The organism is Undibacterium sp. Xuan67W (assembly GCF_049340165.1).
Lineage (GTDB): Bacteria > Pseudomonadota > Gammaproteobacteria > Burkholderiales > Burkholderiaceae_D > Undibacterium.
In genome coordinates this window covers 157453-172943 of the sequence record NZ_JBMPPN010000005.1, presented here as the reverse complement: position 1 = coordinate 172943, position 15491 = coordinate 157453, and the positions used below count along the sequence as shown (strand labels likewise).

12 protein-coding genes are annotated in these 15491 nt (G+C 49.5%); 5 read left to right on the top strand and 7 right to left on the bottom strand.

Annotated elements, in window-relative coordinates; translation table 11 throughout:
- Positions 1-4 precede the first annotated feature (4 nt).
- A complete protein-coding gene (locus ACO0LE_RS06665) occupies positions 5-493 on the top strand; it encodes a hypothetical protein (RefSeq protein ID WP_422959634.1) in 489 nt (162 codons plus the stop codon).
- A gap of 162 nt (positions 494-655) precedes the next feature.
- Here ACO0LE_RS06665 and ACO0LE_RS06660 read toward each other — a convergent pair whose 3' ends face one another.
- Together ACO0LE_RS06660 and ACO0LE_RS06655 are read right to left on the bottom strand one after the other, a co-directional pair.
- Positions 656-1351 (bottom strand): GntR family transcriptional regulator, encoded by a 696-nt coding sequence (locus ACO0LE_RS06660; protein WP_422959633.1) that lies wholly within the window; start codon positions 1349-1351, stop codon positions 656-658.
- Between the two features lie 206 nt (positions 1352-1557).
- Positions 1558-2469, bottom strand: a complete 912-nt coding sequence (locus ACO0LE_RS06655; protein WP_422959632.1) for a dihydrodipicolinate synthase family protein — start codon at positions 2467-2469, stop codon at positions 1558-1560.
- A 219-nt stretch (positions 2470-2688) separates the two neighbouring features.
- Between ACO0LE_RS06655 and ACO0LE_RS06650 the strand changes: the two genes are divergently transcribed.
- A complete protein-coding gene (locus ACO0LE_RS06650) occupies positions 2689-3471 on the top strand; it encodes a helix-turn-helix domain-containing protein (RefSeq protein ID WP_422959631.1) in 783 nt (260 codons plus the stop codon).
- Between the two features lie 71 nt (positions 3472-3542).
- Here ACO0LE_RS06650 and ACO0LE_RS06645 read toward each other — a convergent pair whose 3' ends face one another.
- Positions 3543-4493, bottom strand: coding sequence for a proline racemase family protein (locus tag ACO0LE_RS06645; protein WP_422959630.1), 951 nt, complete (start codon positions 4491-4493; stop codon positions 3543-3545).
- 266 nt (positions 4494-4759) lie between these two features.
- On the opposite strand from ACO0LE_RS06645, the gene ACO0LE_RS06640 reads away from it, so the two are divergent.
- Positions 4760-6694, top strand: a complete 1935-nt coding sequence (locus ACO0LE_RS06640) for a TonB family protein (protein ID WP_422959629.1) — start codon at positions 4760-4762, stop codon at positions 6692-6694.
- 35 nt (positions 6695-6729) lie between these two features.
- On the opposite strand, the gene ACO0LE_RS06635 is transcribed toward ACO0LE_RS06640, so the two are convergent.
- Positions 6730-7557, bottom strand: a complete 828-nt coding sequence (locus ACO0LE_RS06635; protein WP_422959628.1) for an NUDIX domain-containing protein — start codon at positions 7555-7557, stop codon at positions 6730-6732.
- Positions 7558-7689: 132 nt separating this feature from the next.
- On the opposite strand from ACO0LE_RS06635, the gene ACO0LE_RS06630 reads away from it, so the two are divergent.
- Positions 7690-8592, top strand: a complete 903-nt coding sequence (locus ACO0LE_RS06630) for a TIGR01777 family oxidoreductase (RefSeq protein ID WP_422959627.1) — start codon at positions 7690-7692, stop codon at positions 8590-8592.
- A 63-nt stretch (positions 8593-8655) separates the two neighbouring features.
- Here the strand turns inward: ACO0LE_RS06630 and ACO0LE_RS06625 are convergent, their stop codons facing one another.
- A complete protein-coding gene (locus ACO0LE_RS06625; protein WP_422959626.1) occupies positions 8656-9876 on the bottom strand; it encodes a hypothetical protein in 1221 nt (406 codons plus the stop codon).
- Between the two features lie 98 nt (positions 9877-9974).
- Between ACO0LE_RS06625 and ACO0LE_RS06620 the strand changes: the two genes are divergently transcribed.
- Positions 9975-10649 (top strand): tRNA-uridine aminocarboxypropyltransferase, encoded by a 675-nt coding sequence (locus ACO0LE_RS06620; RefSeq protein ID WP_422959625.1) that lies wholly within the window; start codon positions 9975-9977, stop codon positions 10647-10649.
- Between the two features lie 146 nt (positions 10650-10795).
- Here ACO0LE_RS06620 and ACO0LE_RS06615 read toward each other — a convergent pair whose 3' ends face one another.
- A complete protein-coding gene (locus tag ACO0LE_RS06615; RefSeq protein ID WP_422959624.1) occupies positions 10796-12562 on the bottom strand; it encodes a diguanylate cyclase domain-containing protein in 1767 nt (588 codons plus the stop codon).
- Between the two features lie 272 nt (positions 12563-12834).
- On the bottom strand, positions 12835-15114 hold the full coding sequence (locus tag ACO0LE_RS06610; protein WP_422959623.1) for a carotenoid biosynthesis protein: 2280 nt from the start codon (positions 15112-15114) through the stop codon (positions 12835-12837).
- Between the last annotated feature and the right edge of the window lie 377 nt (positions 15115-15491).

The following is a 15491-nucleotide window of genomic DNA, read 5'->3' as shown; positions in this document are numbered from 1 at the left end:
TGCTATGTCCTATCTAGCGTGGAAAATCGGCGCCAGACTTGATGAAAAATATAGCCCGATCGGACTGGTGGTCACATCGCCTTTATGGGGGCATTTATTTGCCCGCGATCTGCTGGCAATTCTTCCTGCAATCAAATATTGGGCCGAGTATGCTGCGCTGAATAAATGGCAGGGCAAATACTATGTATTTGACGGCTACCATCTGCGCTTTTATCTGGTTGACGATGTGGTGTGGTTGCCACTGAAAGACGTGTCTGTACTGATTAAGCCAGCGATCGCCGAGCGCGAGTTACGTCTACTCGGTGCTGATTATGCGACGATCCCCGAACATACGATGCCTGGCATCACCGAGTCAGGTTTGTTGAAGTTGTTAATGGCACGCACCGAACACCGGCGCGCAGATCCTCAAATGATACGGATGAAATTATGGTTGTTGAGCAGCGCGTTACCGAATGTCAAACGCCTGCCCGGATCGCGGGCAAATGCCAGATGATTATTCGAAAACGGTATCGCTGGTACATTTTATCCCGCTTCTTTCCTTAGTAAATTATTGGTCAGATATTGGTAAAGGATCTGCATCGCAGCGATTTCCTCGTGACGCATGGCGCAGCAGGAGGAGTGGCGGCATCGGATAGCATGGTCGGTACCAGTTTTCTTAGCCGTTGATGACTTTGCGCGCAAATGATTCCAGATAATCCATCAATGATTCTGCGGCTTTGACCGCTTGTTCTTCATTGCCCTTGGCGATCGCTTTGGCAAGCATCAGGTGACAGCGCGCACCTTCTTCAATATCACCTTCATGCTGGAACGCATACCAGAAACGACGGCATTTGATCACTAAAGGCACGACAGCAGCGACAGCAGAGGGATTGCGGCAAGCTTCGTGTACTACATGGTCGAGCGCCTGATCCGCTGCCATATACGCATTCAGATCCGCGCATTTGGCCGCAATGATCATGTGATTCGCACATTCGACCATATCGATACGATGCTGAGGTGTCGCGCGACGTGCGGCACTGCTTGCGATCAGTCGTTCGATCACGCGGCGGGTCTCAATCAGTGTCATGTGTTCAGCGGCTTCGATATCGCTGACGATTAGTCCACGGCGCGGTAATTGTTCAATCAGACCGTTCGATGACATGCGCATCAATGCTTCGCGCAGCGGCGTACGTCCCATACCTGTGAGGTCGACCAGATCGGCTTCAACGATGGGTGAACCTGGCTTGAGTTGCAGTGTGACGATCATGCTTTCTATCGCATCGTAGGCGATGTCGGCAGCGCGTAATTTAGGGGCCGGAAGACTCAGGGGCATCATTGGGGCAGGGGGCAACTTGGGGGCAGTGGCAAACATCGGGTATCCGAATTCTGTATTTTGTATGGATTTTATCGTTAATTTTTCGAATTTTACTTTGTAATTTTGATGTTTTATCAAATTCTTGATTGGATTACTTATTTGGGCACGGATTGGTTATACAGGTCCGTGCCGTTTTTTAGTGTTGCAAACGATGCCGAGATCGCGGTGGTGATCTGCGAATCCAACTTGGCTTTACGCTTAGCTTAAAGATAGGCCGAGACGTCGGGGCGTGTATTTAGTGCTTTGCGCACGATTGCGCTTACCCGTTCACGTTCTGCGCCGACTAGCGGCTGGCGTGGCAGGCGGACATTTTCATTGCCGACACCAGCGAGTGTTTCGACCAGTTTCAGATTCTGGACGAGCTTGGTCGACACATCCAGATGCAGCAGAGGCATAAACCACTGATAGAGCCTCAGCGCTTCGTCATAGCGTTTTGCCTGCATCAATTGATAGAGCGCGACCGTTTCTCTGGGGAATGCTACGACCAGACCTGCCAGCAAACCGTCTGCACCAACGGCCAATCCTTCAAATGAAAGGTCATCGACTCCCATGAATAATTGATAGCGATTGCCGACGGCATTGCGCAGATCCGTGATGCGTCGGATATTGTCAGTAGATTCTTTGATCGCCACCAGCCATTCGCAATCGGCGAGATCCTGAAAGTCCTCGGGCGTCAGGTCGACTTTGTAGGTCACGGGATTGTTGTACACCATGATCGGCAGTTGGGCTGCTTTGGCAATGGTGCGCAGATTGTCTTTGGCCTCGCGCGCATCGGCGGCATATAGCACTGATGGCATGACCATAAAGCCCTGCACCCCCATCTCTGCTGCGCGCTGGACAAAGCGTACCGCATTGGCGGTGCGGGTTTCAGAGACGTTGACCAGCACCGGCACTCGTTTGTTGGAAACCTGCAAAGCGATCTGAGCAACCTCTAGTTTTTCATCAAACGACAGGGTGCTGGCTTCTCCCAGAGAGCCGCAAGTCACTAAGCCATGTACGCCGCTTTCAATCTGGAAGTCGTAATGCTTTTCCATCTCTGCATGATCAAGATCCTCATTGGCTTTAAATTTTGTGGTGACTGCTGGGAAGACGCCGTGCCATTTGCCGTTGTTCATGCTGTTTCCTTGATAGTTGATGATGCCAGTGATTGAATGGAAATTTTAGAGCAAGGTAAGAGTTCATTTAATATGTTAATATACTTTAAATATATTAACAGTATACGTAAAGTGTTGCATCGTTTTTAAAATATTGTTGAATATTTATCTTGTTGTTGTTGTTCCATGTAAAATGAATAATATTAATTATTCTTTCAATAATGCTCCCGGCCACCATCCATGCTCATTGATTCCATGCCCATCACCTCCAGCGCCGACGTTAATTCCAAGCGACATCAGATTGCGAATGAAATTGCCGACGTTTTTTTTGCTGAAGCTTTATTTGATGCGATGCCGGATGTCGTTTTTTTCGTAAAAGACATAGCAGGGCGTTATGTGGTGGTGAACCAGACTTTGGTAAACCGGGTCGGCGAAAGAGAAAAATCAGCATTAATTGGCAGAACCGCCGCAGAAATTTTTCCAGCTTCTTTGTCAGTGAATTACGATGAACAAGATCAACTGGTTTTGAGTGGCGACACAGCGCTGAGTGATCAGCTAGAACTGCATCTGTACCCGAATATGGATCCTGGCTGGTGTCTGACCAAGAAGTTACCTTTGCGCGATGTGAATAATGTCATCATTGGCTTGACCGGAATCTCGCGCGACCTGGCGATGCCAGATCAGCGGCATCCGATCTATCATCAGATCGCCGCTGCGGTAAGACACTTGCATAGCCATTATTTTCAGAATATCCAGATGGCAGATCTGGCGCAACTGACAGGCTTGTCCGTGGCTCAGATAGAACGGTATTTTTATAAAATATTTGCTCTGACACCGCGCCAGATGATAGTCAAGATCCGGCTCGATGCAGCGTCATCGATGCTGGCTGATCCGACAAAGACCATTACCGATATTTCCGTCGCATGCGGTTATCAGGATCATAGTGCGTTCTCCAGGATGTTCAAATCTACGGTCGGGATGACGCCGAGCGATTACCGCGATGTTGTATTGAGTCGCGCTTAAACTACCTCCGCCGCACGGCTCAACCCTGTATATTGCTCGGATATTTTTTGACGATGTCAGGGAATTTTTCTTTAGCGAATTCCCCAGATGAACGGATCGTTTTCATCCGGAATTAAGCTCGCTTCGGCATTCACATAAGCGCGACCGCGTATGCTAGGCAGAATACTATTTACCTGAGAGTTGTCCGGTACCCGTTTATATGAGGCCTCAAAGACACTGCCGATGATGCTCTCCTGCCTCCAGATCTCACCTTCCGCCAATTTGCCATCAGCTGCCAGACAGGCCAGTTTTGCGCTGGTGCCTGTGCCACAAGGCGAGCGGTCATAGGCTTTGCCGGGACATAGAACAAAATTCTTGCTATGGTTTTGCGATGAGTCCGGTGCTGCAAACAGTTCGATATGATCGATGACAGCATCGTTTTCGCCAGTAATACCTTGTGCCTCAAGCGCTTGCCGGACTCGCCAGCAATAATCGGTGAGGATATCAATATCCGACCGGTCCAACCTCAGTCCATGTGTGGCGATTAAAAAGAACCAGTTGCCACCCCAGGCAATATCACCGGTGACTGTACCTATTCCGTCGACTTCAAGCGTCACTGCATGGCGGTAGCGTCGGGCAGCTACGTTATGTACGGTCACGCTATGGTCTGCATGTAGCTCAACTTGCACGGTCCCGACTGGAGTATCAATACAATGCTGACCAATATTGATTTTATGTTGATAGGCCAGGCTCGCGACAAAGCCGATCATGCCGTGACCACACATGCCGAGATAGCCTACATTATTGAAAAAAATCACACCCGCCGTAGATGAGCTATCGTGGGGTGCGCAGGCCAAGGCTCCGACAATGACATCGGAGCCACGCGGCTCACACACCGTGGCAGAGCGATAGTGATCGAATTCTGTGCGGAAGCGCACCAGTCGCTCGGCCAACGAGCCGGCACCGAGGTCCGGTCCGCCATCAATAATCAAGCGAGTAGGTTCGCCGCCGGTATGGGAGTCAATAATAGATATTTTTTTCATGCGATCAGCATACGATATTGTTTTGCGGGTGTCTTGATGAAATTCCATGCTAAACATGCTGAATTGAGCATAGTGAGTACGACAACAACCTTAGCCTGCCTGTCGCTAAAAGTTTGATCCTCTCAAATAGGGCAATTCTGCGGGCTTACGGCAGATTGACAGATTGGGTAGCGCACATAAAAATTGCCATGCGATAATGCACGCTGAATTACGAAAAAGAACCATCTCCTTGCATGAATTTCGGACCACGACAACGCGAATCATCAATGCCTGATCCAGTAACCAAGCGCCTGCTGATAGGCGTGCTGGTATCGCTATTGATCCACGCCTTCGTGTTGTCTTTGCAGTTTGGTATTCCTGGTCTGGGGCTACCCGGCATAGAAATGCCCTGGGAAAAGCGGCGTGCTCCAACGCCTCCTTTAAGCATACAAATTGCGAATGCCTTGCCGGAAGCGCAGAGTCCAGCATCACCGCCACAGCAATCTTTGCCTGCGACTGATGTGCCCGTTCCGCCGTTACCATCAAGCTCACAGCAAGCGCTGGTCACGCCGCTGCCAGTGTCGTCAATACAACTTGTCGCACCGGCGATTCCCAAGCCTGTTCCTGTGCCGACGAAGTTGATTACGGTGAAAAATAAAACAGCCATCAAAAAAATAGCCAGACTACCGGTGCCACTGACTCCACCCACGCCGAGCACAAGCGCGACACCGTCTACACCTGAAGATTTGCCCGAGAATCCACCACGCATCATTGCTCAGAATGAGATGAGGGACGATAGCTTCGTAGTTCCATTGCCAAGTCCGGAAGAGCCAGATAGAAAAAGCACACCGAAGTCAGAATTGAAACCAAAACCCGAGAAGCAGCCTGAGCCAGTCAAACTTGCAGATCTGCCCGAGGCTCCTGATCCATCCTTACAGCAAGCGGCGGAGGCGGCTAAGCTGGCTAAATTGGCGGATGAGAAAAAACAGGCGGAGATGATTCAGCAAGAAATTGTCCAGCAAAAAAAACTCAAAGAGGAAATGCGCCAGTTAGCTGAGACGCAAGTACAGCAACAGCAACAAAAATTCGCAACAAAAAAACTTGAAGAAGACAACCGCCAGTTGTCCGAAGAAGTAACACGTAAACAAAATGAAAAATTGGCGGAGCAGGCTGCTGCGCTAGCTTTGCAAAAGCAACAGCAACAGCTAGAAGAGCAGAGTAAGCGTATTGAGCTGGCGCAACAGTTACGTCAGGACGAATTAAAGCGTCAGCAGCAAGAGGCCATGCGTCTGGATCTGGTACGTCGTCAGGACGAAGATAGCAAGCAAAAGCAAGCACTTGACTTACAGCTACGCAAACAGGCTGAGGAACTCGCTCAGCAACAAGCCATTGCAATAGCGCGTCAAAAGCAGCTCGAAAAACAAATGGAAAAGCAGGCAGAAGAATTAGCCCTACGTCAAAAACTTGAGAAGCAGGCAGAGGAACTCGCCGTGCGACAAAAGGCAGAAGAGCAGGCGCGTCAGCTAGCCGAAGCATTAGCGCAAAAAGAACGAGAACGTGTTGCTCAAGCCGCACAGGTAGCACAAGCGACCCTGGCAGCTCAGGCAAGCTCCGGACAAGCGAAATTTGAACCGAGAACCTTAGCGCCGCTTGGAAATAATGCTAGTGACCGGAGTGGTGATCGCAGTGGTGATAGTCTTGCTGGCGCCGGTAATGACAAGGGTGCAGATAAGGGAATCGTCTTACCCAAAAATTTACTCAGCAGCGATCTGGCTAGCCGTGCTCTGGATCAGGCACGCGGTCTCGACTTGTTGCGCGGCAATCCACCTGTGCCGCGATCCACAGAGGATATGAGTAAATCACGTCGTCGCAGTTTCCTGGGTAGCGAGGATAAAGAATTTCCGGTACGGATGTATGTAGAGAGCTGGCGTCAAAAAATTGAGCGCAATGGCAATTTGAATTATTCACAAGTGGCAAAAGACAAAGCGCGTGGCGATCCGGTCGTGACGGTGATAATTCGTAGTGACGGCAGCGTTGAGGATGTCGTGATCAACCGTTCCAGTGGCCGGGCTGATCTGGATGAGGCGGTGCGCCGTATCGTCAGGGTCAATGCACGTTATGCCGCATTCCCGCCGAATATCGCCCTGAAATATGATGTCATAGAGATTCGCCGTGTCTGGAATTTTGATGAGACTTTAAAAATTCTTGAAGAGATGCGTTGAGTTTTTTTCAGACGTTAGCACTACTGAAAAAAACGTCAGTCACGTAAAACCTCTGCCAGTAATTCTCCTGCATTGAATCGCCTGTTCTTTTCTTGAAATTGCCTGTCATCTAGTGTTTGCATTGCCCGTAATGCCAGCCAGGTAAGTACATGGGCTTTTCCGCTAGGAACCCACAGCGGTTCTCGCAGGCATGTAGCTAGGTCTGTGAACGGAATACGCACTGTATGACCTTCCCAGTTGTCCTGGATATCATCGAGTGTTTTAGCGCTGATTTCAATGCCGATGGCCGCGCATTGTATGAAGCCATTACTACTTTCTCTGACCAGTGACAGAGCCGGAATATTGTCGAACTCGATCATCAAGCCGGTTTCTTCCTGCACTTCTCTTTGTATGGTTTTGAAGAGACTCAATTGTCCTTGATCAAGGTCGAGTTGCGGATGCATTGCACCGCCAATGACATGCCAGTGATTCGGATGAGTGACCACACTTTCAGAGCGACGATGCAGAATGAGTTCCTGCGTTTCTTCACATACCAGTAGGGCGCTTGCACTCAAGATGGCCGGTTGTTGCGCTTGATCTCGCAGGCTGCAAATTCCTGAGAAATTGATTTCCTCTACCTCTAAGCAGCTTGTATTGCTCAATGTAGAAGTGACAATCAGATGCGGATCATCCGGTCTATTGATTGTGGCTAGTCGTAGTGCATGTTGCTGGCTTGCTGCCAGCTCAGCGACAGATAAACTGATACGTCCCGTGATTTTTATACGGGGTGCTATCGCAAGAAATGCAATGAATTCTAGTGTGTCGCCAAAATAATGTTGGAATTCTGGACGATGTGTTTGCAGTAGGGCGGGGTCGATAGGCATGTCGGGAAAATCTGGTTGTGGCAAGATGAGGAATATCTATTACGATCAATTGCATCGTACTTTGCTTTACCGATTTGGTATCAGTCAGTACGGTCGTTTCAATCATTTCAATCATTCTAACAGGCAAAGAATATGCGGATTCTCATCACAGGTGGTACGGGTTTGATCGGGCGAGTTTTGTGTCGTGCACTGCTGGCAAAGGGGCATGAGATCACCGTCTTTAGCCGGCGGCCTGCAACGGTCGGCGTTATATGCGGGCCGGGTGTACGAGCGATGACATCGCTCAGCGAGTGGACTCCGGAAGTACAATTTGATGCCGTAGTGAATCTCGCCGGTGAACCGATTGTTGATGCGCGCTGGACTGCAAAACGACAACAAATTTTACTCAATAGTCGGGTCGCATTGACACGACATCTGGTCGCCCGCATGGCGGCTGCGACTAGTAAGCCTGGCGTTTTTTTGAGCGGCTCAGCGATTGGCTGGTACGGTGATACTGGCGATCGATTGAATGACGAAAGCGGGGTCGCCGGACTGGATTTTGGGGCGCGTTTATGTGCGCAGTGGGAGCAGCAGGCAGTCAAGGCAAATGACCTCGGTATTCGCACAGTGATATTGCGCACCGGACTGGTTTTCGATGCAACTGGCGGCATGTTGCATAAAATGCTGCTGCCTTTTAAATTTGGCCTGGGGACTCGTCTTGGCGATGGTCAGCAATGGATGAGCTGGATACACATCGATGATTATGTCGCAGCATTATTGTTCGCGTTAGAGCAAACTACTGTGAACGGTGTAGTCAACATGACCGCACCTGGCGCAGTAAGGAATGAGGAGTTCACGCAAACTTTAGCCAGTGTGTTGCACCGGCCGGCATGGTTAGTTGCACCTGCTGGTTTATTGAAGATGGCGATGGGAGAGATGGCCGTCTTGTTATTAGGAGGGCAGCGGGTGATGCCACAGGCCTTGAACAAGGCGGGTTTCGTGTTCTGCTATCCGCTATTAAAACCTGCCCTGAAAAATTTATTGCAAAAAGAATGAGTTGGAATGCATCGGAATCAGTTGTTATGTTTGCCGATAAATAAGGCGAGATGGAAATCCGGACTAGGGCAATACCGCTGGCGCAGACATGTAACGTTCAGATAAAGTCTTGTATTGACCTCCATCCGTATTGATCGTTGTCTGATGACTTTCTCCGGCGCTGAAAACGACACCCAAACCGCCTGCGGCAACCAATTCATTCGCATGCGTCAGAAAATAACGAACACGATTATCACGCCATGCACCCGATGATCCTGCTTGTGTCGCTGCGACACCTAATGGGGTTTGCCACCACAGAATCGGTAGTTGCAGGCCTTGATAAAAACTTTTTGCGATTACAAAATGTTCGGAAAAATTGGGTGAGGTCTGGTTTGTTTCATCCCAGTACCAGTTGCTCCCGTCTCGTACACAATAGCTGGGTTGTGGCTTGCTTTCAAAGCATCCAGTATCCCTGTCTAGCGTCTGCATAACGATAAAATCAGCTTTGCCTGCGCCGAACTGTTGCATGAAGCTCAGATGCGAGGATTGAATATCGCCAAACAAGGCAGGTGGAAAACCGACGTACGCATTTGGTGCGTATTTACGCGCAATTTGTAGCAGGCAGCTTGCTACTCCGCTGACATTGTTGGCGAGAGTGCTGCAATCAGTATCGGTATTCACATAGGCGAAGACAGTTGACGGATCATTGTTAGTCGAAGCGCGCTGCGCGTAACCCCAGAAATCAGGCTCCAGATTCACCAGAGTGGGTTTGCCGTAGGTTTTGATTTGTTGAAACAGCAGGCGTACGTTTGCCCAGTATTGGTTCATAAAGCTGGCATTGCTGAGTCCGCTCAAATTGCCATCACCGTTAGCCGCCATCTGATACAGGGTGAACATGGGTACGGCGCCGATGGTGTCGGCGTTTTTGGCAACGACTTGAATGTAGGCGCCAGACGGGCTATTCCAGGTTGGCCAGGCACCGGCGCCGACACCGGTCAGGTACATGTCGTAGATGTCAGGTTTAAGCGTTTGTTTTTGCATTGACGCCAAATCAACAGAACCCAGGCCTAGCAGCAACCGTGACGATCTGCCCCAGCGAGCGGCCAGCCAGGCGGCACGTTTTTCAAAAGCAGCTGGTGGCGTGTCTGGCACAACTACGGTACCGGTGTTCGTTCCTGTCGCTGTACTTGTGCTGGTGTTGGTGGCTGCACTACTGGTGGCAGCACCACCGGAACCGCCACCACAACTTACAAAGAGCGGTATCAGAATCAGATAAATGAAGGAGCGAATTCGAGTGAGCATCATAAACGGCAAAATAAATAATCAATCAGCGGATAATATCGCGCCCGGCTGGCGTCGGGATCGCAGAAAATGTAAAACATTATGACGGATGAATTTGAATCATGAAGAACCAGACAGCAGCTCCACCCGTGATGACCAGACGACCTGGTTGCGAACGATGCTTGCGCCCGCAATCTGCATGCATTTGCCCATGGGTTACCTGCATCAGCAGCGAGGTAGAGGTCGTTGTATTGCAGCACCCATTGGAGGTGCAGCATGCTAAAGGAAGCGCCCGTTTGCTGCATCTGTGTCTGGAGGAGAGTCAGTTGTATATAGGTGAGGTGTTTGATGAGAACTGGCTTCTTACAATTTTGCAAGCGGGTGACCGGCATAATGTGTTGCTGTACCCAGAGACGCCGCAAGAAGCGTCATCAGGAATGGAGACAGCGCCTTTGTTGGATCCGGCAATACTGGCGCAGCCTCGATTATTGCGCTTAATCGTACTCGATGGGACCTGGCGAAAAAGTCGCAAGATGCTCTATCAAAATCGTTTGCTACAGACTCTGCCGCGTGTGACTTTACGTGATACTGGAGAATCGCAGTATCGGATTCGCAAAGCGCACAAACCTGATCAGTTGTCCACCTTAGAGGCGACGTGTTACGCCTTGATGCAGCTAGAGAAATCGCATGAAAGTGAGCAAAGATATGTGATTCTGTTGACAGCCTTTGAGCAGTTTATTGCGCAGCAAGAGGCGATTCAGACGATGTATCAAAAGGAACGTGTAAAAGAGTTTTAAAAAACATCAGCACCTTGATTGATGTGCCTTTCGGAGCCTTTTCGGGCTGAAGGCCGCATGGAATAAGCGGATTCGTTTTTGAGAGTGCCATTCGTTCTGATGGTATAGACAATGTTACGCAGGTCTGCGTGTCATGTCCGTTGTTATCAGGTCAAACCTTCGGACGCTTCCCCGCGGCGCAGGCAATGCTTGCCGCTTTGTTTACCTGAGTACATGGCAGCATCTGCGCGCTTTAGCAGGCTGATTGCATCATGTCCGTCTTGCGGCGCTAATGCGTAACCGATGGTGAGGCCGACACTGCAAATTTGCTCCCGTAATTTGAATGGCGCACTGAAGGCATCAAGCAGTTTCTTGCCGAGATCATGTGCTTGCTGCACGTTATTGACTCCCATCGACATCACAACAAATTCATCGCCACCCAAGCGCGAGACGAGGTCAACACTACGTAGATTGGCCTGCAAACGCTGTGCCACGGCGACCAGTAATTCATCGCCGATATCATGTCCGTATTGATCGTTGACCTGTTTGAATCCGTCAAGATCGAGCATATATACGGCAAGTATATTTTCGGGTGAGGCATGCGGTAGCAGATTGGTCAGTGTGGTGTTGAGACCTCGGCGGTTAGGCAATCCGGTTAGGGGATCCGTGTGCGCCATCGAATGTAAGGTATCCCGTTCGCGCGTTGCAATTTGTGCTTCGGTGTGCATCGCCTTGGTACGCAGACCAAGGACGCGCATAAATACCAGCATGTCAAATGTGGCACCGAACTGGAATGAATGTAAGGTCCAGAAATTCGCCGGGATACTGCCCTTGATAACTCCAATCAAAATAGCGGTAGTCACAAAATACACGACCCACGCGCTGAGGAAGTAGCCGCCTACCGTATCGCCGCGCCGAGCTCTGGCAATAGCGCCCGGCATGCCCATCAGAGCTGGGGTCATACCAAGCGTACTTATGATGGCGGTTACGATATGGATATCTATCATATCGAACGAATACAGCCCTGCGAAGATCATCGTCAAACAAGCGCCGCCTTTCATCATGACTCCGAAGTAACGATTGCGATCACGTCCTGCCAGTGCTTGTTCTATAAATAGGAAGGAGCCGCATGCCGCAATTAGTGCTGACAGACCGCCAGCGTGTAACTCCATCCAGACGTTGTCAGTCCATACGTACTGAGCGCCGACACCAAACTGCAGCAGAGAAAACATCAGGCTTCCCGTCAGCAGGATGGCATATTTCAGGAATAGATGTTCTCCCAAACTGAACCATTGTGCAATGCTGTAAATGAGTAGACATAAAGCAAGACCTGTCATCAATCCTTGCAGCATTTGCTCATTCAGCGCACGTGAATGAAAACTCGAAGGCTTGCTTAGACTGATCGGTACAATCATTGCACCGACAGTTTTTACCCGAAGGTAGAGTGTGTAATCAGTATTGGGCTTGAGTTTTAACCCCAGTGCGTGAGAGCGGCTAGTGATCGGTCGTTTGGAATATGCCTGCATGTTCCCGAGCAAGCTATGTTGTACTTGCTGATTGTTCTGAGTCAGGTATACATCGATATTATTTAAAACAGCGTAGTCAATATCCAGCACCCAAAGACCGTCGCTGGCTGATGAGACGGCAAGCGGTATACGGATCCACACAACATCTTTGCGCAGTCCTAGCGTATTTGCGGATGTTTTAGGCTGGGCAAATTGTGACTGACTGGCAATGACCTGCTCCAGACTAAGCGTGCCTTTGGGATCGGACATCATATTGACTGCGGACCAGGCGTCAATCGTGGGATTGATATCACGTAGTACAAGTGTTTTTTGTGTCGCCCCCGCCGGAACCAGCGTCGTTGGTTCTGCGGCAAAGATATTTGTGGTTGGTGAGCATGCCATTAAAAAGGCAATGAAATACGCAGGCATGAAAAAACTGCCAATAAAGGATGTGGCGATTTTTATCAAAAAATGAGTGTCATTATTTTGTCGGCTTCTCATGAGTTGCAAGTTGGGATGCTATACCTGTAAGAATGGAAGCGAGCGTGCTATGTATGTGCGTTTTAGCACAAAACGAAGGATGTAGTATCGTAGCGCCGAGGTTTTTCTGTCAAGCGTCATTTTGGACGAAGTTATGAGTATTTCGTGAAAATTGTCCAGAAGATAATGCAAATTTATTATTTCAATCGTTTGTTGCCGCATTAGTTTTTTATCCTCGATAAATTTTCATCGGGAATAGATTTTTTTTCGATCACTTCGGCTATTTTGGTTTCCAGAGAATTCATCCAGCCGGGAGCTTTTGGATCGGAGGACCAGCCAGACATCATCGTATTCACATTGGATAAAAGATGTTCCGGCAATTTGAGCGGACGCGTCTGGTCCATCAGGATGTCGCTCATAAATTGCGTACCGAGTACCCGGGTAATGAAGCGGGAGATAGAAAATTCCGGCAGCACCAGACGTACCACGCCGTCAATGGCTGCCGTGACGAGCATAAACAGGCTGAAGGCAGTTTTTGGCAATAAGCCCACGCGCTGATCAATTCCCAGATCTTGCGCAGTGGCGGAGCCGCACAGGTAGCGGGTCATCAAAACCGGAAAAGCTTTGATCAGACGGAAGGGAATGACAGATTCCATCGTTGCCATCAGTGCGACACCCAGACCTGGACGTGGGTCCGGCGAAATTGGATCTGCGCGTCCGCGGGTTTGCATTTGCGCGAACATGGCTTCTGCTTGCTCCATATCGTCAGCCATTAATTCACGTTGTATTCCGAGGATATGGCCGACCACGTTCCAGCTATGCAAGTAAGCAATTTCGTCGTCTTGCGATAAACCTAGACCAAGACGACGCAGGCTGCGTAAGAACACATAACCGAAGGTCAGCAAGGTATAGGCGAGCTCTTCTTGATTGCATGGCAAGCCGTCCTCGCCTAATTTCCAGCCGTGTGCAAACAGCGCCTGGTACATATTGTTCGAGGTTTCTGGTAATGCATTCGCAGCCAGCGGTGGGATGATGCCAGCATCTTTATCGTTTTGTCTGTTACCCAAAGCTGATACGACATCTTCGGGTTTGCCATGCAAAATCAGATTACGGATCGTCGCGTGAATCAGACGGACTTTGAGAATTTGCGCGATGCCACTACCATCGGGGCTGGTGAGTCCGCCTTTCATCATGACGGGAAAAATCATCGCGGCCGTTGAACGTATTCTGTATTCGGTATGTTTTTCCAGTTGTCCGGCGACGTGTAAGACGGCGGACAAATCGGGGATCACATAGCATTCCGGCAGGCTTGAACAAAACAGCAGAGTGCATGACAGCATGCCGTAATCGATAAACAACGTTTCGGCACGACGGATTTTGGCAAGATCTACCCAGGCTGGCAAAGCTTGACCGTTAGCCAGGTAGGTTTGCAATGCCTGAGTAATTTCTGCCGGGGTGCTGCTATCTGCCGGTGCCCAGTGCTGAATACTGGCATTGGTTTGCCACTGATCAAACTGCTGATTCACGATACCAATTTTTCGCCATTGCATTGCGTGGCTAGCGAGGTGTGCCATGCTGCTGGCAGACGGTGATGCCCATGGTCCGACGATGTCGGCAATGGTGGTATCTGCCAAAGGATCGGCCTGGTACTGCGATTGATCAAGTTGCGCTTCACTGATTTTGCTGACTGGAACCACATATGTTTCATTATTATTCCACTGCCGCCAGCCTGCCCAGGCGCAGAGCAGAGGAATGCCCATCACAAACACTGTCATGCTACGGATTTCGACTGGATAGCCGACCAGTAATTGGAATACCATCGCGCTGGCATACAAGCCCATAGGCAGCAATGCATCGCGCTTCCCATAGGTACTCCCGGCCCGTAATCGAAGATCCTGCGTGGATAAACGGAAGGTCAATAAAATCATGAGTGAAACAAAGACCCAGCCAAAAAACCCCTGAATCGTTTCGCCAAACCACCAGCCATCGGTTTTTGTCATGATCCAGGCTTTAAGCTTGTACACCATGTAAGGGTCTGCGCCGAGATCAAATGCGGTAACCAGCATTGCCGCAAGAAACGACATAAACAGGATATTGCTGTAGCTTGATTTTGTGTCGACTGCTGTCCGCCATACAATCAGATTGCTGATCACATAACAGGAATAGGTCAGTGCAAACCACATCAGCGGGATCACTGCCGGCACATCGCCCAGTCGCCATCCGAGCACATCGGTGTAAACATAACTGCCAAAAAACCAGCCGCGTGACGATCCCATTTGTTCGGCAAACCAGCCAAAACTGACTGCGATCAGCATGAATTTCAGCGCAGTTTTCGCCCCCAATAAATGCGTTGCGTTAGCCCAGCACATCGCAAACATCAACACCGAACTTGCGACGATAGCAATCGTCGTTTCACTTTGCGTACGCCAGGCCATTACGATTAAAAAAGCAGAGAAGAGGAGGTAGCCGATAACGGACCAGCGCATCAGAGTAGATTTCATAGTTGCTTTTGGATGTGAGCGTTGAAATAGAGCTTAATGTGTAGATTTAGCTGACTCCGCCAATACGCGAGCGCAGATCAATAGATTCTCAGGAAACAGAAATATTTGCGTTGAGAATCTTACTCTATGAATACGACGATGTGTGAACAATCCAATAGACTTGTCGCGAACGGCTGGGCTGTCAAATATTGAAGGATTGATGTCACTGCTTTTGCAGCATCAGATAATTAAATTGAGGTGTAGTTGATTCTAAAATCGGAACTTAAATCAAAACTTAAATCAAAACTTAAAAACGAAAAAGCCTCACAACAGAATTGTGAGGCTTTTCTTGGCAACTGATTTAGCTATAAGTCAGCACTAAATCAGTGTCAATCTTC